Consider the following 23,827-nt stretch of genomic DNA (forward strand, 5'->3'; position numbering starts at 1 on the left):
AAAGCCCATCCACTTCGCCGTGCGATGTCGGAAGCCATAGGGGGCCTAACGACCAACGGCCAGTGATGAGTGTGTCCCGACACCGGGCACTCGCTGTCCTCGCGACGGGGCTGGCCGCGCTTTCGATCGCTGGCACTGCGAGCGCACACGGCGGGAGTCTGGCAGCCGGCGGGCGCGAGTCGCTGACGATCCCGACCTGGCTGTTCCTTTCGACGGGCGGCGCTGCCGTCGGCGCGTCGTTCCTGCTCGCGTCGTTTGTTACCGATCGGGTCTTCGTCGAGCGACTCCACGATTGGGGGATCGATCTCGCGGGTGGCGGGGACCGAGCCCTCCGGACAATCGGGCGGGTGATCGGCCTCCTCGGTCTCCTCGCGGTCCTCGTGGTCGGGTTCGTCGGCCCCGAGACGCCGCGGACGAACCTCGCGATCCTGCTCGTCTGGGCCGGCTGGTGGGCCGGGCTGGTGATCGTGACCTATCTGCTGGGCAACGTCTGGAGCGGACTGAACCCGTTCAAGACGCTCTCGTCGCTGCTTCCCTCGCTGGAGTACGCCTATCCCGAGCGGCTGGGTGCCTGGCCCAGCGTCGTCGGCTTGCTTCTGTTGATCTGGGTCGAGGTGGTGAGTCCGCTGGCCGACCAGTCACGGTTGCTGGCGACGGTCGTCGCGGTCTACGGGGTCGTCACACTGACCGGCGCTGTCGTCTTCGGTTCCGAGACGTGGTTCCAGCGCGTCGATCCTGTCGAGCGCGTGTTCCGGTACTACGGTCGGTTCGCGCCGATCACTCGCGGTCCGGACGGGTTCCGGCTCCGGCTCCCGGCGATGGACCTGTCGACGCCGCGGCTCGTCGACGGCCCCGACGAGGTGGCTTTCGTCGTTGCCCTGCTGTGGGGGACGACCTACGACGGGTTCGTGACGACGGCACTGTGGCGGGACCTCTCGACGCCGATCGTTTCTGCAGGAGTCCCCGCACACGTGCTCTACCCCGTCGCGCTCGTGCTCGGTTTCGCGCTGTTTCTCGGGGCTTACTGGGTCGCAGCTCGGTTGGCCCGCCGGAGCGCGAAGACGTATCTCACGACGGAGACGCTCGCGGTCCGGTTCGCGCCGCCGTTGCTCGCCATCGCGGTCGGCTACCACTTCGCGCACTATCTGGGCTATTTCCTCTTTCTCGCTCCGGCGTTGGCCGTCGCCGTCCTCTCGCCGCTGTCCTCGCCGGCGGCGGTTCCGGTGTATCAGCTCCCGGACTGGTTCGGCGCGGTCGGCATCATCTCGGTCGTCGTCGGCCACCTGTTGGCGATCTGGGTGGCCCACGCGGCGGCCTACGAACTCTTCCCCAGCCGCCTCCAGGCGGTCCGCTCGCAGTACCCCTTTATCGCCGTGATGGTCGCATACACGATGATCAGCCTCTGGATCGTCTCCCGACCGGAGGTGTCACTCCCACACCTATGACCGACGCGACACAGACCCAGCGTGACGGACAGTCCCTCTCGTTCGACGTCCCCGACGGCGACGAGCCGGTGATCTGTGACTACTGCGGGCAACCCTACGCCCGCGAGAAGTGGCTGGCGCTCCACCACGGCCGCGCACATCCGGCCGAACTCACCGACGAGGAGATCGAAGCGTTCCGTGTGGCCCACGGGAGTGAGGAGACGGAGATCCGCGAGTTCCGCTTGCGCGCGCTGGGCGGGCTCGTGGCGATTTACTTCGTCCTCCTCATGATCTACGCGCTGGTGTGAGATCGGTCCCCGGCGGGAAGCGACACGTTGATGGGCGCCAGTCGACCAAACAACGCTATGGACCTCCGCGTCATCGACAAGTCCGACACGGAACTCTCTATCGAGATCGCCGGCGAGGATCACACGTTCATGAACGTCCTCAAGGGGGCGCTGCTGGAGACCGAGGGCGTCACCGCGGCGACCTACGACATGAACCCCGAACAGTCCGGTGGGCAGACCGATCCTGTCCTGACCATCAAGTCCGAGGCGGGTGTCGACGCGCTGGATGCCCTCGAAGACGGGACCGACCGCGTCGTCGCGAAAGCCGACAGCTTCACCGAGGCGTTCGAAGCGGCCTAACAGAGGACGTGGGTGACGAACACGCGCCCGTCGGGGGCGACGTGGATATCGACGCCGATCGTTCCGGCCGTCGCACTCCGATAGGGAGCGCCACGCTCGACGTATCTGTCCGCGAGCGCCGAGCCCAGCGCACTTTCGTCCGCGAACGACGACAGGGCGGTCCCCGTTCGATCGTAGGCGACCTGGTAGCCGACGACGGTCGGCCGCTCACAGGCCAGCGGGAACCGATCGAACGCCTCCCTGTTCGGGGGGTCGCCGTCGCCGTACCGCGCTGCGACGGTCGCCTTGTTGTAGTACGCCGCGGCACGGTCGACGCTTCCGTTGCGCGTGAGTTCGCCAGCCCCGCCGCTGGCTCGTCGTTCGTTGTACGCCACGATATAGGCGTCCTCGACGGCCGCGATATCCAGCCCGTCGACACTGTCACCGGCTCCCGGCGCGTCGGGGATCGCTGGCGGCGGCCCGTCCGCCGTCTGTCCGCCGGCCCCCGGCAGGGAGACGACGCCGAGGAACCCCAGGACGAGGACGCCGACGAGCAGCGCCACGACGGCGTAGCCGACGACGTACTTCGGTTCGACGACGTCGCGCCACCCCGTCCCGATCTCGTCTAACGGGTCGGTGTCGGCGACGGCCTCGCGCTCGAAGTCCGCGCCGCCACAGCGCCGGCAGGGCGGGGAGTTGCGCTGGTGTTGGCGACCGCAGTCCTGACAGACCCAGACCGATCCCCCCGGCGTCGACTCCTCGTCGGTCCGTTCGGGACCCATCGGCTTGACGGCTTTCTCGAAGGTCCCGTGACCGCAGTTGTCACAGGGCGGATCGTTCTCCTCCTGGGGTTTGCCACACCACTCACACCGCCATTTCATCAGGGAAACTAGGTCGTGGAGCTACAAAGGCTGCGCGGACTCGGCCGATGTCTCCGGGTCGACCTACAGCCGAACGGGGATACCCTTGCTGTCGAGGTACTCCTTCGTCTCCTCGATGGAGTACTCGCCGAAGTGGAAGATCGAGGCCGCCAGCCCGGCGTCGGCGCCAGCCTCGACGAACACTTCCTCCATGTCCTCCGGACCGCCACAGCCCGAGGAGGCGATAACTGGGGTCGAGACGCTGTCACAGACGGCTTTCATCAGCGGGATGTCGTAGCCGTCCTTGGTCCCGTCGGCGTCGATGGAGTTGACGAAGATCTCGCCGGCGCCACGCTCTTCGGCTTCCATGGCCCACTCGACGGCGTCCAGGCCGGTCCCCTCGCGGCCGCCTTTGACCGTACACTCGAACCAACAGGACTCCCCATCGACTTGGGCGTAGTGTTCGCCCGCCTCGTCGAAGCGTCGCCGGGCGTCCAGCGAGATGACGATACACTGGCTGCCGAAGGCCGCGGCGCCCTCGTTGATGAGATCGGGCTCGGCGATGGCCCCGGAGTTGATCGAGACCTTGTCGGCGCCGGCCCGTAGCGTCTCCTTGATGTCCTCGCGAGTCCGGATGCCGCCACCGACCGTCAGCGGGATGAACACCTCGTCGGCGACCGCGGAGACGGTTTCGAGCATCGTCTCCCGGCCCTCGGCGGAGGCGGTGATGTCCAGGAAGACGAACTCGTCGGCCCCGGACTCGTTGTAGGCCTTGGCCATCTCGACGGGGTCACCGGTGTACTCCAGATCCTCGAAGTTGACACCGGTGTAGACGGCGGCGTCCCCGTTCTCGTCGACGTCGACGTCGATACAGGGGATGATGCGCTTCGTGAGTGTCATTCGATACCCGACGGTTCGCCACAGGGCCGTTTGATCGTTTCGGCTGGCGCAACTACCCCATCGCGGTCGAGATCACGCGGATCTCCTCCCCGTCGAAAGCGGTGTAGTAGAGCCGGATCTCGTAGATCTCGCCGTCCAGTGTCTGTGAGTTACCGTTGGGGGCGTCCGCGCCGATCACCAGATCGCCCATGTTGACAGTCGAATCGTAGCGATCACTCCCGACACGGTTCCCGTCGACGTACAACTCGTAGGTCGAGCCGTCGAAGGTCCCGACGGCGACGTGGCGCTGGCCGGTGGTGTAGGTCGTCCCGGAGCTGACGAGATCGTTGGGATAGTTGACTGCATACTCCGTCCTGTACTGATTCCCACTCGCTCCCGGGTTCTCCAGGAACCACTCGTTGCCCCCGTTATAGTGTTCGACGAGCTGGTTGACGCGGCCGGAGGAGCCGTCCTGTCGGTACGCGACGGCGACGGTGAACTCCGAAACCGTCTTTCCTGGCACGGCGAGGTTCGTGACGTCGACGTGGTCGCCACCGCCGCCGCTGAACCGCAGCGAGTTCCCGGTCCACGTCGGCGATCCCGACAGCGTCCCGTCGTTGCCGTTCCCCGATCGATCGACGAGATCGGAGCCACTCGTCGAGTCGAACGTGTAGTACGCGATGAAGTCACCGACCTCCGAACGATCGTCGACTGTCTTGTCGACCAACACCGTCTGTTCGCCGTCTCGGGAGACGGCGGTGATCCGATCTCCCGGCGCCGTCGGGAGCAACACCGTTCGCCCGGCGGCGTCCTCACTGAACGTCGCAACGTGCTTGCCGTTGAGCTGGACGTCGACGGCCGTCGAGAGCGCCTCGGGTGTCATCTCTAGACCAGCCGGCGTCCGTTCGTAGGTGAAATCCGCGGTCGCGGTCGGCGCACCGAGCCCATCGAGATAGGCAAACGAGCCGATCGCAAGAACCGCTCCGAGAAAGACCACTGTTGCCACCAGCAAGAGATTGCCGACGATACTCGTCATTCCACGACTGTCCCTCCCACCACCTGATTCCCCAACCATACGTCGGGGTTCTCGCTACACGGGCAAAATGCTACTGTCAGTATCGACAACTGAGGGCTGCAGTATCGACCCGCGATACCTCGTGGCCCCACATCTTCTCGGAAGACGATTGGACCGCTCGAATCCGACAGCTACAGGTAGTCCCTGACAGAACGCACGGGTATGTCCGACGATCACCACGAGGAGGACCGTCCGGAGTTCGATCCCCAGAACGTCGACCTCCCGGCCAAGGAGCCACCGCTGCGATCGACGGCCCCCCAGAGCGACTTCACGATGTCGCAGGTTTCGACCGGAACTGTTGTGGCGCTTGTCGGTCTCGCGCTCACGTTCGGTATCGCGTTCGCGCTCGTCTGAGAGGCTGTCCTCAGAGGTGTCGTGCCAGTGTCGGGACCTTCCAGAGATCGGCAAGCCGGAACGGATACAGCTCCAGCAGGTCCGGGATCGTCAGCTCGTAGCGTTGGAGCCGGTCGAGTTGCGTCGGCGACATCCCACCGGCTGCACGGACGAACCGGTCTTGCTGGGTGGACGTGAAGTCGTACAGTAACTCGCCGACGGCCCGCTGGAGCTTCCAGGCGCCGCCCTTCTCGTCGTTCCACCGTCGCTCGTAGGCAGCCAGCCGTGAACGAGAGGTATCACCGGCCCGCAGCGCGTCGATCGCCACGTCGGCGGCCATCTCCGCCGACTCCATCCCCGGCCGGATTCCCTCGCCGAACAGGGGGTTGATGCTGGAGACGGCGTCGCCGACGGCGAGCAGGCCGTCAATCGCCCGCGTGTTGATCGAGTTGTTCGAGTACACCCGCCCGGCGTGGGTTTCACGGACGGAATCGACCGTCCATCGGTCGTCGTGCTCGGCCCAGCGCTCGACGTAGTCGTCGATCTGCCGGCTCGCGTCGGTCCGATGGCGCTCGTAGAAATCGTCGATCCAGCAGAGACCGACCTTGAACACGCCGTCACCGGCAGGGAACGTCCAGGCGTACCCGCCGGGGGCATCGAAGTGATCGAACCGGAACAGCATCTCGTCTCGCTCGAACTCACCGACGGCCTCGTACTCCTTGCCGATCCCCCGCTGTGCGCTGTCGCGGTCGAACATCCCGAGTTGCTCTGTCAACACGGCCGAGTCGCCGGTCGCGTCGACGACGAGGTCGGCCGAGACCGTCCGTTCCGCCCCGTCACGCAGACAGCTGATGCCGGCGATACTGCCACGTTCGTACACCGGTTCGGTGACCCGAACGCCGGTGTGGACTTCGCCGCCGTTGGCTTCGATATCCTCCCCGAGGAACTCCAGGAACGCCGGAAAATCGAGGACGTAGCCCGGGATGTCGAGCCGCTCGGAGGTGCTCGGTCCCTCGAAGAGCACACCGGAACTGTCGGCCATCACGACCGAGTCGGGAACGTCGTACCCCTGGATGACCTGCTCGAAGGTCCCACCGGTCGATTTGTCGTTGTCGGCCAGTTCCGCGTTGGCTTCGAGGACGGCGACCGAGAACTCCGTACGGTGGATGAGTTCGCGTGCGAACTGGAGGCCGGAGGGCCCGCCGCCGGCGACGACCACGTCGTACGTCTCCTGCATAGGTCGGTCTCCGAACGGCGCATAAAAAACCCTTCCGCGCTCGGCCAGCAAGTCGGGACGCTCCGCTCGACGGGACCGTCGCACAACGGTTCTGTGGGTGTTGTCGGGCGTGGCGGAACGCTCGACGCGATACCGACGCCAGTATATAAGTTCCTGTAGCGGGATGGTTCGAGCGTGTCGTCCGAACAGTCTCCGGGAACGGTCGTCGCGACCGGAACGTCGATAGCCGACGCAGGCGAGCAGGCCGGCCGTGAGGCGACGAGCGCGGCACGCACCGCGCTGGGCGCGGACCGGATCGACTTCTGTCAGGTGTTCGCGGATGCCGCGTTCGACCCCGAACGCGTTCTCGCCGGCGTCAGGGCGGCCGTCGACGAGGACACTGCCGTCGTCGGCTGTACCGCTGCGGGAACGTTCACCGAGGAGCGGACCATGGATCGGGGTGTCGCGGTCGGCGTCGTCACCAGCGATTCCTTCCAGTTCGACACCGCTATCGCGAGCGGACTCGGCGAGAATATCCAGGGAACGGTCAGAGAGGCCGCACGGGCGTTGCCCGACGACGTCGACTATCCCTACCAGTCCGCGCTCGTTCTCCACGACGGACTCTCCGGCATCGGCGAGCGGTTGTCCCTCGCGATCCAGCGCCGACTCGGCCCACACGTCGGGTTCGCCGGCGGCGCTGCCTCGGACAACTTCCGGATGGAGTCGACGCCCGTCTTCTGTGGCGAGACCGTCGCCGAGGACGCGCTCGTGTTGGTCCTGGTCTCCGGGGAGGACCGGGCGGTCATCTCCGTCGACCACGGACACGAACCGATCTCGGAGCCACACGAAGTGACCGACGTGGACGGCAACTTGGTCAGGGAACTCGACGGCGAGCCCGCCTTCGAGGTCTGGAAAGACACGGTTCGGGACCACGTCTCGGAGACGTTCGGGCTCGACGTCGATTCCTTCCAACTCGACGCGCCGCAACTGCAGCGGCTGATGGGTGCATACGAGTTCGGTATCGACCAGGGGGACGGCTACAAGATCCGGTGGCCACGGACCGCCGTCGGCGAAAACGGCAGTCTCCGGTTCGCCGTCGACATCCCCGAAGGGACGGTCCTCCGCGTGATGCACGGGAGTCCGGACAGCCAGATCGAGTCGGCCGGACGGGCCGCCAGCGAGGCCGTCGAGTTGGCTGACGGCGAAATTGCGGGCGGGTTCGTCTACGACTGTGCCTGTCGGGAGATCATCCTCCAAGACGAGTATCCGGCCGCCGTCGACGCCCTGGCCGATGTACTCGACACGCCGTTTGCCGGCTTCGAGACGTACGGTGAACTGTGTATGCAGATGGGGCAACTCAGTGGCTTCCACAACACGACGACAGTCGTGTTCGTCTTCCCGGAGTGACCGATGGACAGGAACGAACTCGTCTCGAAGTTCGCGGAGACGGTCGGCGTCGAGAAAGCCGAGTCCGTCGTCGGTGCCGCGATCGACGCCGTCGGTATCGAGGACCATACGTCGATGACGAACACCGACGCACGCGACGTCTGTGAGGTCATCCAGCACGAACACGACGGATACCTCGCGCTCGTGGCGGGCGAACTCCGTGTCCACCTCGAAGCACAGGGGCGGTTCGGCGCGCTGCTGGGGAACATCCCGGACCCCGCCGTCGTCGTCGAGTTCGACAAACGCGAGCCACGTGTCACGTCGGTCAACGAGGCCTTCGAGACCGCGTTCGGCTACGACCGCAGCGAGGCTGTGGGACGCCCCCTCTCGGATCTCGTCGCCGCTCCGGGACAGACGGCAGGAGAGATCGCCGAGAACTGGTTACAGGACAGCGCACACTCCGAACAGGAAGTCGAACGAGTGACCGCGAGCGGGGCGGTCCGGACCTTCCTCTTCCGGAGCGTCGTCGTCACGCGAGAGGGCGGCGGTGTCGAAGGGTACGGTGTCTATACGGATATCACGGAGCGCAAACGCCGCGAACAGCAACTCGAACACCAAAACGAGCGACTCGACGAGTTCGTCAGCATCGTCAGCCACGACCTCCGGAACCCGCTGAGTGTCGCCGCCGGCCACACCGAACAGTTGCGCGCTGTCGTGGACGATCCGGCGGCGAGCGACCATCTCGACGCGCTGGACCGGGCACACGACCGGATGGGCGCGCTCCTCGAAGACCTGCTGGAACTGGCCAGACAGGGGCAGGTCGTCGGCCAGCCGGAGCCTGTCGACCTCCGATCGCTCGCGACCGAGGCCTGGGAACAGGTCGATACCGATGGGGTGACACTCTCGGTCGACGCGACGACGACCGTCGAGGCCGATCCCGAGCGCCTCCAACAGCTCTTCGAGAACCTGTTTCGCAACGCCGTCGAACACGGTGTTCCCGACGAGTCCGCCGAACCGGACAGCGACGGGCCGGAGATAACGGTCACGGTCGGGACGCTGGGACCGACCGGAACTGACGGGTTCTACGTCGCCGACGACGGTCCGGGTCTGCCGGAGGGGGAGTACGAGCAGGTGTTCGAACACGGCTACTCGACCAATCCCGAGGGGACGGGCTTCGGGCTCTCGATCGTCCAGAACATCGTGGAGGCACACGGCTGGCACGTCACCGCGACCGAGAGCGAGAGCGGCGGCGCTCAATTCGAGATCCGGTGGTAATCAGGCCAGTTCGTCCTCGATCGTCGACCGGAGATCGGTGATCTCCTCGGCGTGGTACTGTAGCCGCTCGTCGTTGACCGTCAGGTCGAGGTGGTTCGAGCCGTTCGCCTCGCCCAGTTCCGTCACCGGGGCGATACCGTCGAAGGCCTCCCGTACCGCCGCCGGATCGGTCGTCTCGAAGACGACGCGGCCGGGCTGTTCGCCGAACAGGAGGCGCTTGCGGGTCCCGCGCTCGACGGTCTCGATCTCGATGTCGGCGCCGGCGTCCTCGTGGACCATCTCGGCCAGCGTCACGGCCAGTCCGCCGTGGCTCACGTCGTGGGACGCCAGAACGTGGTCCTCGTCGGCCACGTCGGCGATGGTGCTGATCAGACTCTCGGGGTCGGCCGGCAGTTCGGGGAACCGGTCGGTTCCGCCGAAGACGGCGGTGTACTCCGAGCCACCCAGCCGCGGGTCGGTCTCCCCTTCGAGGGCACGGTCACCGACGACGACCAGGGTGCCTTCGCCGGATAGCGACAGCGGCGGGGCGTCGTACCCTTCCTTCACGCCGACCAACGCGAGCGTCGGCGTCGGGGGGATGGGGCCGGTCGCCGAGTCGTTGTACAGCGAGACGTTGCCGCCGACGACCGGCACCTCCAGGTCGCTACACATGTCGGCCAAGCCGTCGACGATACCCTTGAAGCCGCCGTAGACGGCGGGGGTCTCCGGGTTGCCGCCGTTCAGGCAGTCGACGGCGGCGTGGGGGGTCGCTCCTTTGGCGGCGACGTTGGTGGCGTTCTCTAACGCGACAGCGCGGGCGCCCTCGTAGGGGGCGGCGTCGGTCCAGTTGGGGTCGGCACCGGCCGAGAACGCCAGGCCGGTACCGGCCTCACGGATGGCCAACAGTGCCGCGTCGTCGCCCGGCAGGACGCTCGTCCGGACCTGGACCTCGTGGTCGTACTGGCGGTAGACCCACCGCTTCGAGGCGGTGTTCGGGCTGGCGACGACCTGGCGGAACGCTTCCTCGATATTGACCGTCGGCAGGTCCCGCTCCTGTTCGGGCGGGGCCGTGCTCGGGAGGTCGTTCATCGGGGCGCCGTCGCCGAGGAATTCGGCGTCGACGTCGACGACGGTCTCGCCGTCTCGCTGGTCCTGCCCGTTCGACTCTCCCGAGGCTGTCGCCTCGCCTTCGAACGTACAGACGTAGTTCGACCCGGGTTCGGTGAGTTCGCCGATGACCGAACAGCCCAGGTCGTACCGGTCGGCCAGTTCGGCCACGCGGTCGACGTTCTCCGGGCGGACCTCGTAGACCATCCGCTCCTGGCTCTCGGCCAGCAGAATCTCCATGGCGTTCATGTTCGGTTCGCGCTGGTGGACCCGGTCGAGTTCGATGCGTGCGCCCAGGCCGCCTTTGGCGACCAGTTCCGAGGAGGCCCCACCCAGTCCCGCAGCGCCGAGGTCCCGGGCGGACTCGATCAGGTCCTCGTCCAACAGCGCCTCGTTACACTCGATGAGCAGCTTCTCCGTGTAGGGGTCCCCGACCTGGACGGCCGGTCGGTCCTCGGTCTCGGCGTCTTCCGCGAGGTCCTCGCTGGCGAAGGAGGCCCCACCGAGGCCGTCGCGTCCGGTGGAGTTCCCGACGAGGACGAGTTTGTTCCCGGGTTCCTGTGCCTCGGCGGTGATGGTCCGTTCGGGTTCCAGCAGGCCGATACAGGAGACATTGACCAGTGGGTTCCCCTCGTAGTCGTCGTGGAAGGCGACCGATCCCGCCACAGTCGGGACGCCGATACAGTTCCCGTAGTGGGAGATCCCCTCGACGACACCCTCGAAGAGGTACCGGGAGTGTTCCCGGTCGAAGTCCCCGAAGTACAGGGAGTCCGCCAGCGCGATGGGGTAGGCGCCCATCGAGAGGGTGTCACGGACGATCCCGCCGACGCCGGTGGCGGCGCCGTCGAAGGGGTCGACGTAGGAGGGGTGGTTGTGGGATTCGACGCCCATCGTGATGTACATCTCCTCGCCGTCGCCGTGAGTCGGGAGCGAGACGACGGCGGCGTCGTCGCCGGGGCCGATGACGACCTGGTCGCCCTCGGAGTCGAAGGCCGACAGGAGCGGTCGCGAGGAGCGGTACGCGCAGTGTTCGCTCCAGAGGTTCTCGAAGAGAGCGGCCTCTGCGCGTGTCGGCTCCCGACCGATCTCGTCGACCACGATGTCGTGGTCCGCGTCGGACAGGCTCATTACCTCCCCGTGGCTCCCCGCCGGCTAAATCGCTTTCCATGCGCCCCCGAGGCGGCCGTCGCTCCGTGCGTGTGGCCCGCCCTCGCGCCGACACAGCGACTGGTCCTTACTAGTTTGGGAACTAGTCTACCCTCGCGGATGCTAACGATAGATGTACGATGATGCGACTGACGGTCGACACCCTCACCGACGAGACGAACAGCGAACTCAAGCGTGCGGTCGACGGGACACCCAGCGTCGAACTGGCCGGCGGTTCCGGGACCTCGCTGACGATCAGCGGCGACGACGCCGGCGTCGAACAACTGGAACGGACACTGTGGACCCGCGAACTCTCGGCGCGTCAACACGGACAGGACTCGCTGGCAGACGCGGACCAGATTGCCCGCGAATCCCTTCGAGCGGCCCGCTGACTCACTCGACGACGTAGGATCGGTGTTGCCCGCGGCTCTCCGTGTCGACGAACCGGTAGCGCTGGCAGTCCTCGAACTGCCCCGCGAAGGCGGCGTCCGCGGCGCCGTCGACGTCGTACACCTTGTCGGCACCGGCGAAGCCGTCGGCCGTCAGCCGTTCCCGAACCGCAGTCGGAATCGGTTCTCCGGGGGCCGTCTCGACGACGAGCAACTGATCGGTGAAGCTCTTTGCCGTCCAGGCGTCGCGGACGCCGTCGTGTGTGGCTACGTCCGCTGCTAGCTCTCGGGCGGTCTGTGCGCGGTCGCTCATCCCATAGTCGTACGCTCCCTCCCTCGAAGTGCCTGACCGCGAAGGTGTTCGGTTACTCCTCTTCGCCGCCGTCGGTCAGCGCCGGGAGCTTCTCGTCGGCGAACCAGGCGAACTCGCGGGTGTACTGGTCCGTCTCCGCGAGGTCCCATGGGTCCCGGTCGGTGACCCGGGGGCCTTCGAGCCAGGACTGGACGATGTTCCAGAGGAAGATCAGTTGGCCGACGACCAGCAGGACGACCCCGAGGGTCGCGAGCTGGTGCAACAGGGTAAACAGGTCGACCGGTCCGGCGGTGACGGCGTAGGTCGCATAGCGGCGGGGCATCCCCGCGTAGCCGAGCAACACCATGGGGAAGAACGTGACGTTTGTGCCCAGCATCGTCAGCCAGAAGTGCCACTTCGCGAGGCTCCGCTGGTACCACCGCCCGGTGTACAGCGGGAACCAGTAGTAGATGCCGGCGAAGACGGCGAATGCGATGCCGCCCATGATGACGTAGTGGAAGTGCGCGACGACGTGGTAGGTGTCGTGGAGGATCAGGTCGACGGGGATGGCGGCCTCGAAGACGCCGGTGACCCCGCCGATGATGAAGTTCGCGACGAAGCCGACACAGAACAGAAAGGGGGCGGTGAGCCGAAGGCTCCCGTTCCACATCGTCGCCATCCAGTTGAACGTCTTGACCGCGCTGGGGATGGCGATGGCGATGGAGACGGCCATGAAGGAGGCCCGGAGCCGCGGGTCCATCCCCGTCGCGAACATGTGATGAGCCCAGACGCCAAAGGAGAGGACCCCCAGTGCGAGCGTCGAGTAGACGACGAACTTGAAGCCGAACAGTTTCCGGCCGGTGAACTTCGGCAGGATGTAGCTGATCAGCCCCATCGGCGGGAGCACGAGGATGTACACCTCGGGATGGCCGAAGAACCAGAAGAGGTGTTGCCACAGCAGCGGGCCGCCGCCGTCGGTCGTGAAGAACGTCGTCCCGAGGTTCCGATCGAGCAGGAGCATCACCAGCGCGCTCCCCAGCAGCGGGAACGCGAAGAGGATCTGGCCGGACTGGACCAGCACCGTCCAGGAGAAGATGTCGAGGTTCGCCCAGGTGACGTCTTCGCCGCGTTCGGTGAAGATGGTCGCGATGAAGTTGATCGCACCCATCGTCGCGGCGACCCCCGAGAGATGCAGCCCCAGCAACATGAGGTCGACACCTGGGTTGGTCTGCTCGACCGACAGCGGCGCGTACATCGTCCAGGCCGTCTGTGCGGGTTCGACGCCCTCCAGGAACGGCGCGCCGATGAGCCCACCCCAGATGAGCAGGGCGGCTGGGGGGAGCAACCAGAACGCGATGGCGTTGATCCGCGGGAACGCCATGTCGTCGGCCCCGATCAGAAGCGGGATGAAGTAGTTCGAGAACGCCGCCAGGATCGGCGTCCCGAACAGGAACAGCATCGTGATGCCGTGGGTCGTCAACAGGCCGTTGTAGAGGTTCGCACCGATGAAATCCTCCGCGGGGAAGAGCAACTCGAAGCGCATGAGGACGACGGCGACGCCGCCCCAGGCGAACGCCAGGACCGCGAACGCCCCGTAGAGGATGCCGATGTCCTTGTGGTCGACCGTCGTCAGCCAGCGGACGATCCCGCCGGGTTTCTCGTGTGTCGTCTCGGAGACGGTCCCCCCGCCACCGACCGTCGGGGCGTAGGACCGCCAGTTCTCGACGCGGGTGAGCGCGGCCATCACGCCCACCAGCAGCGCCGCCATCAGTACCGTCGTGACGAGTGTACCGACTACCATTTAGCTGCCGTTCCGGCTCCCGCCACCTGGGTCTTGGCGGGAATATGTTCGCCCGCCGTTTTTACCGGTTCGAGCGGTCAGAACGGCGTCTCGACGTCCGTCTCGGGCTGGCGATCCCTGCCGTCGCTCTCTCCGATCTGTTCGGGGATCTCACCGGTCTCCCGATAGGTCTCCGCCAACTGTTCGAGTTTCCCGTTGATCGCGGCGCTCTCGTGGTGCATCGGGTCGACACGCACTCGGACCAGGTCGTACTCGTGGCGCTCGGAGAGCCCGTTCCAGGCCCGAAAGGCGCCGACGGTGAGCGTATCGCTCTGTGGGCAAAACTCCGTCGTCGGGGTAAACGCCGCCCGCAGGACCGCCGGATCGTCCGGCTCGCGGGCGTACCGGAAGCCTGCCTCGGGGTGGCGGTGGTCGAGGTTCAACCGCGCGAGGTTGTAGCCGAAGGTCATGTCGTAGACGCCCCGCTCGTCGAACAACGCCATCGTCAGCCGGTGGAAGGCGGCGTGGTCCGCCCCGGTCAACACCGCACAGCCATCGAGGAACTGGCCCGGTTCGGGGACGTGTTCGGGCGCGAACGCGTCGTAGTCGTCGAAGCCGGCGTCCGTCTTCTGGCCGCGGAGTTCGGAGAGAAAGCCCATACACGACGTTCGTGGCGCCGTCACACAGGGGGTTGTGCCGAACGTGTTCGCCCGAACCCCCACCGTCGGCCGGCCCGATCGTCCGACGATGGTCGCGACCAGCTTCGACGACGAACGCGCGTACGACGACGCACAGTTCTCGGCCCGAACGGTCCACGAGACCGACCGCCAGAAGGTGGTGCTTGGCTACTTCGAGCCCGGACAGTTCATCCCCGTCCACGCGCCCGATAGCGACGTGGCGATCACGGTCCGCTCCGGGACCGGCGTCGTCCGCGACGGTGACGAGGAACACGAGGTGGAACCGGACGACGTGGTCGTCGTTCCCGCCGGACAGGACCGGGGCGTCCGTGCGGTCGGGGAGCGCCTCGAAGCGACGCTGGTGACCGCACCGCCCCCGACCGACGCCGAACACGACCCCGTCCGCCGTGGCCTCCGCGAGGGGACGTTCGATCCGGAGTGAGCCGAACATATTCGGCGACATACCCTGGACTGTCGGCAGCGAAGGTCGAGGTGATGCCAGCAACCGAACTCGATCTCCGAGAGATGCCGCCGCCGGAACGCCACCCGAAGATCCACTCGGCGTTCGACGATCTGGATGCCGGCGAAGTGTTACGGATCGTCAACGATCACGAGCCCAAACCGTTGTTCTACGAGATGCAGGCCGAAGTCGAGACCTTCGACGCGGAGGGCTACGACTGCCGGAAAGTCGAGGACGGAAAATACGTCGCGGATCTCCCGAAGGAAGCATGACCCAGTCGGGCGATACCACGACCGAAACCGAACGCGTCTCGCTGTCGGAACTCGACGGGGACGGCCGGACGCCGCTGTTCGAGGGCGAGCCCCGGACTGTCAGGCTGGCCCTCGACGCCGGGGAGTCGGTCCCGCCACACCAACACCCCGGTCGACAGATCGTCTTCCAGGTCCTCGACGGGGAGTTCGATCTCGAACTGGGGGCGGAGACGCTGTCGCTATCGGCGGGCGAGGTCGCCCGTTTCGACGGCGCACAGGACATCTCACCGACGGCAGTCACCGACGCCGAGGCACTGCTCGTGCTCGCAGCGGCCGAGTAGTCAACCGAACAACTCCATCGCCGTCTCGACCGCGTCTTCCTCACCGCAGTTCGCTGCCTCACGCAGCGTCTCCTCGGGGAGTGCAAGCAGTCGATCGACCAGTCGCTCGCTCAACTGTTCGAGGGCGGCGACCTGTTCCGCCGAGAGTTCGCCGTCCGCCCGCAGCCGGGTGACTGCTCGGTCCAGTTGCTCGGCCCGGACTTCCGCACCGCGGGCGGCGAGCTGTCCGAGCGCCTGTTCCACGTCCGGTGTCGGTTCCGTCGTGTCGTCGTTCACACTCATGGCGTCCAGATGATCGTCACGGTCGCGTCGTCGGTCTCGACGGTCTCGTAGTCGTAGCCGCGGTCGTCGAGTTTCGGATAGAGGTGCTGGGGTGCGCGGTCGTTCTCCTGGACGAGGACGGTCCCGTCGTCCAGTTCCGCGAGCGTCTCCAGTGTCTGTCGGAGCGGTTCCGGCGGCCCGAGTTCACGCACGTCCAGCCGTTCGGTCGGGGCGTCGGTCGGTGCGTCCGTCTCGGAAAGCACTGACGCGGGTTCCATATTCGACGGTACGGTCCCACCCTCGCCGTCGGTTTCCCCGAACATGTTCGCAGACAGCGCCAGCAGGACGTGGACCGAACGTCCCGGATATGAGTGCGCTCCCCGGAGATATCGACGCGGAGGCCGGCCCGCCGATGACGGTTCCGCTGCGACACTTCGTCGTCGCGCTGGGGTTTCTCGTCGCCGGCGTCGCCGTCGGCCTCGTCAGCGGTCGCGCGGGTCATCTCGCACAGATCCACCTCCTGCTCGCGGGCTGGGTCTGTCTCACTATCCTCGGTGCGATGACGCAGTTCGTCCCGGTCTGGGCCGGCGTCGAGTTGCACTCCCGTCGGCTCGCAGCCCTGCAGTTGCCACTGGCCGCGGTCGGGTTCGCCGGACTGGCTGTCGGATTCCTGAGCCGTGCGGAGGCGCTCCTGCCGGTCGCCGGCGGACTCGCAGTGCTCGGCGTCTGGGTGTTCTGTTACAACCTCGCTCGAACGCTGTGGCACGCTGACCTGGACGTGACCACCGGGCTGTTCGGAGTCGCGCTCGGCTTCTTCTTCCTCGTCACGGTCGCGGGCGGAGGACTGGCGCTCGACCGGACCGTCGGCCTGCTGCCCGTCGCCGGGGTCTCCCGGACGACGCTGCTCACCGGGCACGCGACCCTGGCCGTCTTCGGCGCCGTGTTGACCACCGTCACCGGCGCGCTCGCACAACTCGTCCCGATGTTCACCCAGGCCGACACCGGCCGTCTGGTGACCGTCACGGAGCGGGCCGCCGCGGTCGGTTATCCCCTCGGTGTCGTGTTGCTCGCCGGCGGACGGCTGTTCGCCCACCCCACCGTCGCACGCGCGGGCGGACTGCTCGTCGTGGCCGGTCTGGCGACCGTCGGACTCGTCCTGGCCCGGCGACTCCTCGGCGCGACCGTCGACTGGTCGCCGATGCTGACCCGGTACGCCGTCGTCGCCGTCTCGGTTGTCTGCTGGGCGCCGCTGGCCGCGCTCACGTGGTGGCGTGACCCGCTGGGCTACGCCGGACTGTTCGGCCACTCCGCGACCGGGAGCCTGCTGCTCGTCGGCGTCGTCGGTTTCGTCGTCCTGGGGACGCTGTATCACGTCGTCCCCTTCATCGTCTGGGTCCACCGCTACAGCGATCGGCTGGGTTTCGAGGACGTTCCGATGATCGACGACCTCTACGACGGCCGGATCGCGGCCGGCGACGCAACCGCGCTCACGGCCGCTGGCGGCCTCGCTCTCGGTCACGAGACGGGTGTGTTGCCGGGGATTGCGGCGACTGCTGCGGGAACGATGGCGGCCGTCGGTGCAGTCCTGTTCGCGGCGAACCTCGTCTCGGTCCTGCTCACTCACGGTCCACAGTCGATGCCGGAACTCCTCGGTGGACGCCTCGCCCACGCGTGGGACCGATAGCGGAACCATCAGTCCGACGGCTGTTCGGTGTACAGCGAGTACGTGAGGACGGCGAAGCCGGCTGCGGTGAACGTGCTCTCGACGGTGATGCTGGTCGCGACCGGGAAATCCAGCATCTGGTGGAGGCTCCCGGCGAAGATACTGCCGACAGTGACGAGTCCGATTCCGACGAACAGGGCACGCATCGCGGGGGAATCAGTCCGTCGGTACGCACGGTAGGTCAACGCCGTCAACACCGCGCCACACACCAGTGTCACCGTCTTGGCGGCGATCAGCAGGACTGCACTGAGCCCGATCATGGTACCGACTTCTGGAACGGAACGTCCAATATAAATTACAGGGTGTTTTCAGGGCGCGGGAAGCCCCGTCGGTGAGAGAGCTACCGGACGTATAGCGAGTACAGGATGATTCCCAACCCGATCGCGGTCAACCCGCTGGAGACGAACACGCTCGTATAGATGAGGTTGACGGCGTAGATCCTGCTGACGACGATGTCCAACACGCCGCCCAACACCGCCCCCAACGTGACCACCCCGAACCCGTAGGTCAGCCACTTGTGCTGTGGGGCGTTGGTCCGCCGGTAGGCCTGATACGAGTAGTAGGTAATCAATCCTCCGATGATGAGGATAAGCGTCTTCGAGACGACGATACCGATCTGTGAGCTTGGGATGTGTGGCATGGTACTACGTCTCCTTGCGGACCTCCGACCAGAGGTTCTCCAGGCGCTGGTCCGGCGAGCGCGCGCGGTGTGAGATGTCGACCGCGAGGTTGCGGTCCTCGTCCAGGGCGATGACGACTTCCTCGAAGTCGACCGCGTACCGGCTGGCGTGCTGGCCGTCCGGTCGCACTTCGACACCTTCGTACAGCAGCGACGACTCGGTCAGTAGTTCCAGCTTACGGTACGCCGTCGACAGCGGAACCCCGCTCTCGTCCGATATCTCGCTGGCCGTCATCGGCTCGTCGAGGACGCTGACGATGGCTCGACAGTCCTCGTCGTCAAGTGCGTCGAGTACCGTCTCCAACTCCGGTGTCTCGTCGTCAGCGAACGGGTCCCGGACCATCTTGCTCTGACGTGCTCTCTCGACACGGTTAAGATTCCCGAATCCCGCCGAAACCTACCGAGGGCGGCGGATTTCTGGCCGAATCGACCCCTGAAACTTAGGGTAGTCTTATGAAAGCCGCTCGGGGGTTCTCACTCGCCGGGAACGGTTCTACTTCGCCGGGAACACGCTCAATGGGGTTTATACAGAGGGTCCCTCTTCCGAATTGCACATGACTGATCCAATCGGCGCACCCGGCTCGGGAATCTCTCGTCGCGACTTCGTGAAAGCATCCGGCCTCGGCGGGACGCTCGCTATCGCGGGCTGTTCTGCACCGGGTGGCCCCAAGGAGACGGTCGAGACGGCCACGGATACGGCGTCTACGGCTGCGAGTCAGTCCAGTGACCTCCCGACCACCTCGCCGCCGGAGGTCGTCAACGTCGACGAACAGGGCGGCGAGGTCACGCTCTCGTCGGTCCCTGCTCGCCACGACGCCCACCCCGGCGAGACGATGGGCGGTCCAGTCGAACTCCCCCAGGTCTGGGCGTTCAAGGCCGACGACGGCGAGCCGAGCGTCCCCGGGCCGATCCTCCGGACGACCGAGGGATCGCCAATGGAGGTCACGTTCGACAACTCCGACGGCATGCGCCCGCACACGGTCCACTTCCACGCCGTCCAGAAGCAGTGGGAGGACGACGGAGTGCCGACCACGACGGGCATCCGGATCGACCCCGGCGAGTCACACACGTATACGATTCCGGCCAACGTCCCGGGCACCCACCTCTACCACTGCCACTACCAGACCCACCGGCACATCGATATGGGGATGTACGGCATCTTCCGCGTCGACCCGAAGGGGTACGAGCCGGCCGACAAGGAGTACTTCATGACGCTGAAGGAGTGGGACTCCCGACTCAACCGCCAGATGGCCGGGATGGACGCCACCTACGACGTTCGGAACCGTCGCCCGGACACGTTCACGATCAACGGTAAGTCCGCGCCGCGGACGCTCCACCCCGAAGACGGCTCGCCGATCATCGTCGAACAGGGCGACACGGTTCGCATTCATATGTGCAACAACGGGTACATGGACCACCCGATGCACATCCACAACCACCGGTTCCAGGTAACTCACAAGGACGGCGGGAAGATCCCGGAAGCCGCCCGTCACGATCAGGACATCACCAGCATCCCGCCCGCGGGGCGACACACCATCGAATTCGAGGCCGACGCCGATCCCGGCATCTACCTCGCGCACTGCCACAAGGTGAGCCACGCGATGAACGGGACCTCCTACCCCGGTGGGATGGTCACCGGTGTCGTCTACAAGGACGCGATGGACACCGATATCTTCAAGCAGTTGATGGAGTACGCGGGGTATGAGGGGTGAGCAACGCGAAGCCCTCATACAAAAACGAACGGGGAGCGTAGCGACCCGTGAGCCACGAAGGCTGAGCGAAGCGAAACCCTCGTGGCAGGCGAACGGCGAACAGCGTGCGCCGTGAGCCACGGCAGGCTGAGCAGCACAACACTTCCGAGAAGGAACGCGAGGATGCCACAGTTATCGATATTGAGGTCCCCGCTCCGACAAACCGGCCTCCGGTTCCCTCGCCCGTTCCCACCGGCTGGGAACGGGCTGGACCCGTTTTTTGTGGGGACACCAAGGCACGGATATGGGACAACTGGACCACGAGGTCGACGCGCCGCGGGGCGCGACGAGCCGGGAGTGGGAGGTGTTCGTCCGCGAGGACGCCACGGACCCGCTGACCCACGCCGGCAGCGTCAGTGCGCCTGCTGAGGAGATCGCCTACGAGCAGGCGACGAAACTGTTCGGCCACGCCGCCGTGGCGCTGTGGCTGTGTCCGGCCGACGAGACCCGGCGGTATCAGGACGAAGCCCTGGCGCTGGACCCCGGAGCAAACGACGGGGACGCCACGATGGACGAGTCCGAGATGCACGCCGAGACGCTGCGGGGTGAGGACGCGTGATCTCCGTCTCGAAGTTGCTCTGTGACTTAGACGCAGAGGGCGACGGCCTGCGCTACGACGCGGCCGACGACTCAACGAAAGCCCAGATCCGCGAGGAAAAGCAACGCCGTCCCGTCGTCGTCTGGAACGTCACCAAGCAGTGTAATCTCTACTGTGATCACTGTTACGCGGCCGCTGACACCGACATCGCCGACGGCGAACTCTCGACGGCCGAGGGGAAAGCGCTACTCTCTGATCTCGCCGACTACGGCGCACCGGTCGTCCTCTTTTCCGGTGGCGAACCGCTGGTGCGCCAGGACCTCGAAGAGCTGGTCGCCTACGCCAACGAGGTCGGAATCCGGCCGGTGCTCTCGACCAACGGGACGCTCATCACCGAGGAACGGGCCGAGTCGCTGAAAGCCGCCGGGCTGAAGTACGCCGGCGTCTCCGTCGACGGCCTCCCCGAGGCCAACGACGACTTCCGCGGGATGGAGGGGGCCTTCGACGGGGCGATCCAGGGCATCGAGAACTGTCTCGACGCCGGCCTCAAGACCGGACTTCGCTATACGATCACCGACCGGAACGCGCCGGACCTAGAGGGAGTCGTCGACCTCTTGACCGACGTGGGTGTCGACCGGTTCTGCTTCTATCACCTGGACTACGGCGGTCGCGGGACAGAGATCGTCGACGCCGACCTCACGCCCGTCGAGCGCCGGGACGCCGTCGAGCGCGTCTGTGACATGACTCGCGACTACCACGACCGGGGCGAAGAGATCGAGACGCTGCTCGTCGGCAACTACACCGACGCCGCGTACCTCGTCGAGTACGCCCGCGAGCACCTCGGGGAGGCACAGGCCCGCCGTGTCTACGAGTACCTACAGATAAACGGCGGCGATCCTACCGGCGAGCGGGTCGCGGACGTCGACTACCAGGGTAACGTCCATCCCACCCAGTTCTGGCAGGGGTACACGCTCGGGAACGTCCGTGATCGACCCTTCGGTGCGATCTGGGAGGACGAGTCCAACCCGTTACTTCGGGGACTGCGAGAGCGTGAAGAGCACCTCACCGGGAACTGTGCGGACTGCCGATACGCAGGGATCTGCCGTGGGGCCTCTCGACTCCGTGCGCTCACTGTCGAAAACGACCTGTTCGCACCGGACCCGCAGTGTTACCTCGAAGACAGCGAGATCCACGGTCCGGAACCGTTCGCCGACACCGGTCCCACGGGGACGGCGGACTGAGCGAGTTTCTCCCCCTACTTCAATGGCCTCTGCAGAGAGGGCGGGGACGTAGTAGGTTTCGTCCCGAACATCTACGTGCGGCCGTGAGAGACCGGCCGTGCAGGTAGCTGTCCGTGACTCCGGCATGGGAGCACCGACTCGCTTGCACTGATCGTGGTCGCCCGGTGGGCTCGGGTGACCCGAGCGGATGACACCAGTGGACCACCTGCGTCATGGGGCACCCGTCTCGGGCGCCGGGATCGCTCGTCTCACCTCGTTTCCCGGCTTTTACTGTCGGACCGATCCGGCAGAACGGTTTGTCGACTGCGTACCGAGGTGTTTTTGCCCTGTCCTCGTCTACTCACGAGCGTGCTGTCGGTCGAGCTTCATACACACTCGTCGCTCTCCTACGACGGTCGGGACCCCGTCGAGTTGCTCTTAGAGCAGGCCGCGGCCGTCGGGTTAGACGCGCTCGCAGTCACTGACCACGACGAAATCGACGCGAGCCTCCAGGCGGCCGAACTCGCCCCCGAGTACGGTCTGATCGGGATCACCGGCATGGAAGTGACCTGCGCCGCCGGTCACGTATTGGCGCTGGGTATCACCGAGGCGATCCCGAAGGGGTTACCGTTCGACGAGACGCTCGACCGCATCCACGAACAGGGCGGGACCGCTGTCGTCCCGCATCCGTTCCAGGAATCCCGGTCCGGGGTGCTCGAACACATCTCGAAAGACGAACTCGCGACCGCCGACGCCATCGAGGTGTACAACTCCCGGCTGTTGACCGGGCGGTCGAACCGACAGGCCGAGCGGTTCGCCAGGCGCCGCGGGCTTCCGATGACCGCCGGCAGCGACGCCCACATCGCTGAGATGGTCGGACAGGCGGTCACCAACGTCGACGCCGACGACCGCACGCAGGAGGCGATTCTCGAAGCGATCAAGGCGGGTCGAACGACCGTCGAGGGCGAGCGGACCCCCTGGCGGATCAGCTTCCGGCAGGCCGCTGGTGGGGCGAAACGCCGCGTGAAGAACCGTCTCCGAGGATTCCTGAGCTGATGTCTCTCCAAGGTGCATCACGGGCAGCGGTCGCGGCGGCACTCGAAAGCGGCGACCCACTGCCGGGCACCGCCGGGTTCGCGGGCGAGATCGACGGTCGACTCGTCCGGGATGTCCTCGGGCGCTATCCGCTGTTCGTCGAGGACGGCGACGATGGCGTACCCGACTGGAGTGGCGACCCGTCTGACCTCGTCGCTCCGGTGTCGTTCCCAGCCGGTCACGTCCGCACCGAGGCGGGCACACGCCAGGTCTTCTCGCTGCCGGACCCGACACCGATCGACGACGACGAGCGGGCCGTCGCCACCGTTCGCGACGCCGTCGAGACGAGCGTCGACGCCGTCGAGACTGACGGCCTCGCGATCGCCTTCTCGGGTGGCGTCGACTCGGCGCTGCTTGCGGCCCGGCTCGACGCGCCGCTGTACGTCGCCGGCTTCCCCGACAGCCACGATGTCGAGGCGGCCCGCTCGGCGGCCGACCTGCTCGACCGGGACCTGCGCGTCGTCGAACTGACTCACGACGCCATCGAGCGGGCGGTCCCCGAGATCGTCGCCGCGACCGGGCGGACGAACGCGATGGCCGTCCAGATCGCGCTTCCGCTGTTTCTCACAGCCGAGCGCGTTGCCGCGGACGGCTTCGATCGGCTCGCGGTCGGACAGGGCGCCGACGAACTGTTCGGCGGCTACGCGAAGGTCGCGAAGGCGGCCGAAGACCCCCGCGTCGAGGCCGAGACGGTCCGCGGTGCCCAGCGGGAGGTCGTCGCCACCCTCCCCGACCAACTCGAACGGGACGTGCTGGCCCTGCGAGCGGCCGGCGTCGAACCGGTCGCGCCGCTGTTGCACGACCGCGTGGTCGAGGCGGCGCTTCGCTTGGACGACCACCACCTCGTCGACGGCGAGACCCGCAAGTGGGCGCTTCGGCAGGCCGCTGCCGACTCGCTGCCCGAGGCCATCGCGACGCGGGACAAGAAGGCCGCACAGTACGGCTCGCTGGCTGCCCGGGAACTGGATCGGCTGGCCAGACAGGCCGGTTACAAGCGCCGGATGGACGACCACGTCACCCAGTACGTCGAGTCGCTCATCGAGTGATATCGTCAAGTCAGCGAT

General features: G+C 66.4%; 29 protein-coding genes. 16 read left to right on the top strand and 13 right to left on the bottom strand.

Going from position 1 to position 23,827, the window contains the following annotated elements:
• Window positions 1–65 precede the first annotated feature (65 nt).
• From VJ109_RS12965 to VJ109_RS12975, 3 genes are read left to right on the top strand one after another with little or no spacing between them, the layout of a single operon-like run.
• The gene (locus VJ109_RS12965; RefSeq protein ID WP_324757268.1) at window positions 66–1,445 is read left to right on the top strand and encodes a hypothetical protein; all 1,380 of its coding nucleotides are present in this window, start codon (window positions 66–68) and stop codon (window positions 1,443–1,445) included.
• On the top strand, window positions 1,442–1,732 hold the full coding sequence (locus VJ109_RS12970; RefSeq protein WP_324757270.1) for a DUF7410 domain-containing protein: 291 nt from the start codon (window positions 1,442–1,444) through the stop codon (window positions 1,730–1,732). Before VJ109_RS12965 ends, VJ109_RS12970 begins: the two co-directional genes overlap by 4 nt.
• 57 nt (window positions 1,733–1,789) lie before the next feature.
• Window positions 1,790–2,071 (top strand): DNA-directed RNA polymerase subunit L, encoded by a 282-nt coding sequence (locus VJ109_RS12975; RefSeq protein ID WP_324757272.1) that lies wholly within the window; start codon window positions 1,790–1,792, stop codon window positions 2,069–2,071.
• Here VJ109_RS12975 and VJ109_RS12980 read toward each other — a convergent pair.
• From VJ109_RS12980 to VJ109_RS12990, 3 genes are all read right to left on the bottom strand, one after another.
• The gene (locus VJ109_RS12980; RefSeq protein WP_324757273.1) at window positions 2,068–2,931 is read right to left on the bottom strand and encodes a hypothetical protein; all 864 of its coding nucleotides are present in this window, start codon (window positions 2,929–2,931) and stop codon (window positions 2,068–2,070) included. The two genes, VJ109_RS12975 and VJ109_RS12980, sit on opposite strands and share 4 nt — an antisense overlap.
• A 63-nt stretch (window positions 2,932–2,994) precedes the next feature.
• Entirely contained in the window at window positions 2,995–3,810 is an 816-nt protein-coding gene (gene hisF, locus VJ109_RS12985; protein WP_324757274.1) for an imidazole glycerol phosphate synthase subunit HisF, read from the bottom strand.
• 52 nt (window positions 3,811–3,862) lie between these two features.
• Window positions 3,863–4,825 carry a LamG domain-containing protein gene (locus VJ109_RS12990; protein ID WP_324757275.1) on the bottom strand — a complete coding sequence of 321 codons (963 nt, stop codon included), beginning with the start codon at window positions 4,823–4,825 and terminating at the stop codon, window positions 3,863–3,865.
• Window positions 4,826–5,026: 201 nt separating this feature from the next.
• Here VJ109_RS12990 and VJ109_RS12995 point away from each other — a divergent pair, with 201 nt between their 5' ends.
• On the top strand, window positions 5,027–5,218 hold the full coding sequence (locus VJ109_RS12995; protein WP_324757277.1) for a DUF7550 family protein: 192 nt from the start codon (window positions 5,027–5,029) through the stop codon (window positions 5,216–5,218).
• A gap of 10 nt (window positions 5,219–5,228) precedes the next feature.
• On the opposite strand, the gene VJ109_RS13000 is transcribed toward VJ109_RS12995, so the two are convergent.
• A complete protein-coding gene (locus VJ109_RS13000; protein WP_324757278.1) occupies window positions 5,229–6,434 on the bottom strand; it encodes an NAD(P)/FAD-dependent oxidoreductase in 1,206 nt (401 codons plus the stop codon).
• Between the two features lie 174 nt (window positions 6,435–6,608).
• On the opposite strand from VJ109_RS13000, the gene VJ109_RS13005 reads away from it, so the two are divergent.
• Complete coding sequence (locus tag VJ109_RS13005; RefSeq protein ID WP_324757279.1) at window positions 6,609–7,820, top strand: FIST signal transduction protein; 1,212 nt, start codon at window positions 6,609–6,611, stop codon at window positions 7,818–7,820.
• Between the two features lie 3 nt (window positions 7,821–7,823).
• Window positions 7,824–9,074: a two-component system sensor histidine kinase NtrB gene (locus VJ109_RS13010; protein WP_324757280.1), complete on the top strand. Its 1,251-nt coding sequence runs from the start codon at window positions 7,824–7,826 to the stop codon at window positions 9,072–9,074.
• Here the strand turns inward: VJ109_RS13010 and purL are convergent, their stop codons facing one another.
• On the bottom strand, window positions 9,075–11,288 hold the full coding sequence (gene purL, locus VJ109_RS13015) for a phosphoribosylformylglycinamidine synthase subunit PurL (protein ID WP_324757281.1): 2,214 nt from the start codon (window positions 11,286–11,288) through the stop codon (window positions 9,075–9,077).
• Between the two features lie 158 nt (window positions 11,289–11,446).
• On the opposite strand from purL, the gene VJ109_RS13020 reads away from it, so the two are divergent.
• A complete protein-coding gene (locus VJ109_RS13020; RefSeq protein ID WP_324757282.1) occupies window positions 11,447–11,698 on the top strand; it encodes a hypothetical protein in 252 nt (83 codons plus the stop codon).
• Between the two features lies 1 nt (window position 11,699).
• Here VJ109_RS13020 and VJ109_RS13025 read toward each other — a convergent pair whose 3' ends face one another.
• The 3 genes from VJ109_RS13025 to VJ109_RS13035 all read right to left on the bottom strand — a co-directional run bounded on the left by VJ109_RS13025 (window position 11,700) and on the right by VJ109_RS13035 (window position 14,426).
• Window positions 11,700–12,008 carry a hypothetical protein gene (locus VJ109_RS13025; RefSeq protein WP_324757284.1) on the bottom strand — a complete coding sequence of 103 codons (309 nt, stop codon included), beginning with the start codon at window positions 12,006–12,008 and terminating at the stop codon, window positions 11,700–11,702.
• Window positions 12,009–12,060: 52 nt separating this feature from the next.
• Window positions 12,061–13,788, bottom strand: a complete 1,728-nt coding sequence (locus VJ109_RS13030; protein ID WP_324757286.1) for a cbb3-type cytochrome c oxidase subunit I — start codon at window positions 13,786–13,788, stop codon at window positions 12,061–12,063.
• A 77-nt stretch (window positions 13,789–13,865) separates the two neighbouring features.
• On the bottom strand, window positions 13,866–14,426 hold the full coding sequence (locus VJ109_RS13035) for a DUF7998 family protein (protein ID WP_324757288.1): 561 nt from the start codon (window positions 14,424–14,426) through the stop codon (window positions 13,866–13,868).
• Window positions 14,427–14,514: 88 nt separating this feature from the next.
• On the opposite strand from VJ109_RS13035, the gene VJ109_RS13040 reads away from it, so the two are divergent.
• From VJ109_RS13040 to VJ109_RS13050, 3 genes are read left to right on the top strand one after another with little or no spacing between them, the layout of a single operon-like run.
• Complete coding sequence (locus VJ109_RS13040) at window positions 14,515–14,886, top strand: cupin domain-containing protein (RefSeq protein WP_324757290.1); 372 nt, start codon at window positions 14,515–14,517, stop codon at window positions 14,884–14,886.
• A gap of 53 nt (window positions 14,887–14,939) precedes the next feature.
• A complete protein-coding gene (locus VJ109_RS13045) occupies window positions 14,940–15,176 on the top strand; it encodes a DUF2249 domain-containing protein (protein ID WP_276222251.1) in 237 nt (78 codons plus the stop codon).
• Window positions 15,173–15,496 (top strand): cupin domain-containing protein, encoded by a 324-nt coding sequence (locus VJ109_RS13050; RefSeq protein WP_324757292.1) that lies wholly within the window; start codon window positions 15,173–15,175, stop codon window positions 15,494–15,496. The genes VJ109_RS13045 and VJ109_RS13050 overlap by 4 nt, the downstream gene beginning before the upstream one ends.
• Here VJ109_RS13050 and VJ109_RS13055 read toward each other — a convergent pair whose 3' ends face one another.
• Both VJ109_RS13055 and VJ109_RS13060 read right to left on the bottom strand, forming a co-directional pair.
• Entirely contained in the window at window positions 15,497–15,772 is a 276-nt protein-coding gene (locus tag VJ109_RS13055) for a glutamyl-tRNA reductase (protein ID WP_324757293.1), read from the bottom strand.
• A gap of 2 nt (window positions 15,773–15,774) precedes the next feature.
• Entirely contained in the window at window positions 15,775–16,035 is a 261-nt protein-coding gene (locus VJ109_RS13060; RefSeq protein WP_324757295.1) for a DUF2249 domain-containing protein, read from the bottom strand.
• 89 nt (window positions 16,036–16,124) lie between these two features.
• Here VJ109_RS13060 and VJ109_RS13065 point away from each other — a divergent pair, with 89 nt between their 5' ends.
• On the top strand, window positions 16,125–17,441 hold the full coding sequence (locus VJ109_RS13065) for a hypothetical protein (RefSeq protein ID WP_324757297.1): 1,317 nt from the start codon (window positions 16,125–16,127) through the stop codon (window positions 17,439–17,441).
• A gap of 8 nt (window positions 17,442–17,449) precedes the next feature.
• Here the strand turns inward: VJ109_RS13065 and VJ109_RS13070 are convergent, their stop codons facing one another.
• From VJ109_RS13070 to VJ109_RS13080, 3 genes are all read right to left on the bottom strand, one after another.
• Window positions 17,450–17,740: a DUF7521 family protein gene (locus VJ109_RS13070; RefSeq protein ID WP_276222245.1), complete on the bottom strand. Its 291-nt coding sequence runs from the start codon at window positions 17,738–17,740 to the stop codon at window positions 17,450–17,452.
• A gap of 80 nt (window positions 17,741–17,820) precedes the next feature.
• Window positions 17,821–18,120 carry a DUF7521 family protein gene (locus VJ109_RS13075; RefSeq protein WP_324757299.1) on the bottom strand — a complete coding sequence of 100 codons (300 nt, stop codon included), beginning with the start codon at window positions 18,118–18,120 and terminating at the stop codon, window positions 17,821–17,823.
• A gap of 4 nt (window positions 18,121–18,124) precedes the next feature.
• Window positions 18,125–18,502 (bottom strand): winged helix-turn-helix domain-containing protein, encoded by a 378-nt coding sequence (locus tag VJ109_RS13080; protein WP_276222242.1) that lies wholly within the window; start codon window positions 18,500–18,502, stop codon window positions 18,125–18,127.
• Window positions 18,503–18,713: 211 nt separating this feature from the next.
• Between VJ109_RS13080 and VJ109_RS13085 the strand changes: the two genes are divergently transcribed.
• From VJ109_RS13085 to VJ109_RS13105, 5 genes are all read left to right on the top strand, one after another.
• Window positions 18,714–19,871 (top strand): multicopper oxidase domain-containing protein, encoded by a 1,158-nt coding sequence (locus VJ109_RS13085; protein ID WP_324757302.1) that lies wholly within the window; start codon window positions 18,714–18,716, stop codon window positions 19,869–19,871.
• A 283-nt stretch (window positions 19,872–20,154) separates the two neighbouring features.
• Complete coding sequence (locus VJ109_RS13090) at window positions 20,155–20,469, top strand: Htur_1727 family rSAM-partnered candidate RiPP (RefSeq protein ID WP_324757304.1); 315 nt, start codon at window positions 20,155–20,157, stop codon at window positions 20,467–20,469.
• The gene (locus tag VJ109_RS13095) at window positions 20,466–21,689 is read left to right on the top strand and encodes a TIGR04347 family pseudo-SAM/SPASM protein (RefSeq protein WP_324757306.1); all 1,224 of its coding nucleotides are present in this window, start codon (window positions 20,466–20,468) and stop codon (window positions 21,687–21,689) included. Before VJ109_RS13090 ends, VJ109_RS13095 begins: the two co-directional genes overlap by 4 nt.
• Window positions 21,690–22,037: 348 nt before the next feature.
• On the top strand, window positions 22,038–22,724 hold the full coding sequence (locus tag VJ109_RS13100) for a PHP domain-containing protein (protein ID WP_324757307.1): 687 nt from the start codon (window positions 22,038–22,040) through the stop codon (window positions 22,722–22,724).
• Window positions 22,724–23,809: an asparagine synthase C-terminal domain-containing protein gene (locus tag VJ109_RS13105; protein WP_324757309.1), complete on the top strand. Its 1,086-nt coding sequence runs from the start codon at window positions 22,724–22,726 to the stop codon at window positions 23,807–23,809. The genes VJ109_RS13100 and VJ109_RS13105 overlap by 1 nt, the downstream gene beginning before the upstream one ends.
• Window positions 23,810–23,827 lie beyond the last annotated feature (18 nt).

Origin of the sequence: Haloarcula montana, assembly GCF_035666295.1 — an archaeon.
Taxonomy (GTDB): Archaea; Halobacteriota; Halobacteria; order Halobacteriales; family Haloarculaceae; genus Haloarcula; species Haloarcula montana.

Excerpts from the sequence above, each read along its gene's own strand:
- hisF (WP_324757274.1), bottom strand. The coding sequence starts at position 3,810 with ATGACACTCACGAAGCGCATCATCCCCTGTATCGACGTCGACGTCGAC.
- VJ109_RS13090 (WP_324757304.1), top strand. The coding sequence starts at position 20,155 with ATGGGACAACTGGACCACGAGGTCGACGCGCCGCGGGGCGCGACGAGC.
- VJ109_RS12965 (WP_324757268.1), top strand. The coding sequence starts at position 66 with ATGAGTGTGTCCCGACACCGGGCACTCGCTGTCCTCGCGACGGGGCTG.
- VJ109_RS13010 (WP_324757280.1), top strand. The coding sequence starts at position 7,824 with ATGGACAGGAACGAACTCGTCTCGAAGTTCGCGGAGACGGTCGGCGTC.
- VJ109_RS13075 (WP_324757299.1), bottom strand. The coding sequence starts at position 18,120 with ATGCCACACATCCCAAGCTCACAGATCGGTATCGTCGTCTCGAAGACG.
- VJ109_RS12990 (WP_324757275.1), bottom strand. The coding sequence starts at position 4,825 with ATGACGAGTATCGTCGGCAATCTCTTGCTGGTGGCAACAGTGGTCTTT.
- VJ109_RS13040 (WP_324757290.1), top strand. The coding sequence starts at position 14,515 with ATGGTCGCGACCAGCTTCGACGACGAACGCGCGTACGACGACGCACAG.
- VJ109_RS13065 (WP_324757297.1), top strand. The coding sequence starts at position 16,125 with ATGAGTGCGCTCCCCGGAGATATCGACGCGGAGGCCGGCCCGCCGATG.
- VJ109_RS12975 (WP_324757272.1), top strand. The coding sequence starts at position 1,790 with ATGGACCTCCGCGTCATCGACAAGTCCGACACGGAACTCTCTATCGAG.
- VJ109_RS13025 (WP_324757284.1), bottom strand. The coding sequence starts at position 12,008 with ATGAGCGACCGCGCACAGACCGCCCGAGAGCTAGCAGCGGACGTAGCC.
- VJ109_RS13070 (WP_276222245.1), bottom strand. The coding sequence starts at position 17,740 with ATGATCGGGCTCAGTGCAGTCCTGCTGATCGCCGCCAAGACGGTGACA.
- VJ109_RS13105 (WP_324757309.1), top strand. The coding sequence starts at position 22,724 with ATGTCTCTCCAAGGTGCATCACGGGCAGCGGTCGCGGCGGCACTCGAA.
- purL (WP_324757281.1), bottom strand. The coding sequence starts at position 11,288 with ATGAGCCTGTCCGACGCGGACCACGACATCGTGGTCGACGAGATCGGT.
- VJ109_RS13050 (WP_324757292.1), top strand. The coding sequence starts at position 15,173 with ATGACCCAGTCGGGCGATACCACGACCGAAACCGAACGCGTCTCGCTG.
- VJ109_RS12995 (WP_324757277.1), top strand. The coding sequence starts at position 5,027 with ATGTCCGACGATCACCACGAGGAGGACCGTCCGGAGTTCGATCCCCAG.
- VJ109_RS13035 (WP_324757288.1), bottom strand. The coding sequence starts at position 14,426 with ATGGGCTTTCTCTCCGAACTCCGCGGCCAGAAGACGGACGCCGGCTTC.
- VJ109_RS13045 (WP_276222251.1), top strand. The coding sequence starts at position 14,940 with ATGCCAGCAACCGAACTCGATCTCCGAGAGATGCCGCCGCCGGAACGC.
- VJ109_RS12970 (WP_324757270.1), top strand. The coding sequence starts at position 1,442 with ATGACCGACGCGACACAGACCCAGCGTGACGGACAGTCCCTCTCGTTC.
- VJ109_RS13020 (WP_324757282.1), top strand. The coding sequence starts at position 11,447 with ATGATGCGACTGACGGTCGACACCCTCACCGACGAGACGAACAGCGAA.
- VJ109_RS13080 (WP_276222242.1), bottom strand. The coding sequence starts at position 18,502 with ATGGTCCGGGACCCGTTCGCTGACGACGAGACACCGGAGTTGGAGACG.
- VJ109_RS12980 (WP_324757273.1), bottom strand. The coding sequence starts at position 2,931 with ATGAAATGGCGGTGTGAGTGGTGTGGCAAACCCCAGGAGGAGAACGAT.
- VJ109_RS13000 (WP_324757278.1), bottom strand. The coding sequence starts at position 6,434 with ATGCAGGAGACGTACGACGTGGTCGTCGCCGGCGGCGGGCCCTCCGGC.
- VJ109_RS13030 (WP_324757286.1), bottom strand. The coding sequence starts at position 13,788 with ATGGTAGTCGGTACACTCGTCACGACGGTACTGATGGCGGCGCTGCTG.
- VJ109_RS13060 (WP_324757295.1), bottom strand. The coding sequence starts at position 16,035 with ATGGAACCCGCGTCAGTGCTTTCCGAGACGGACGCACCGACCGACGCC.
- VJ109_RS13085 (WP_324757302.1), top strand. The coding sequence starts at position 18,714 with ATGACTGATCCAATCGGCGCACCCGGCTCGGGAATCTCTCGTCGCGAC.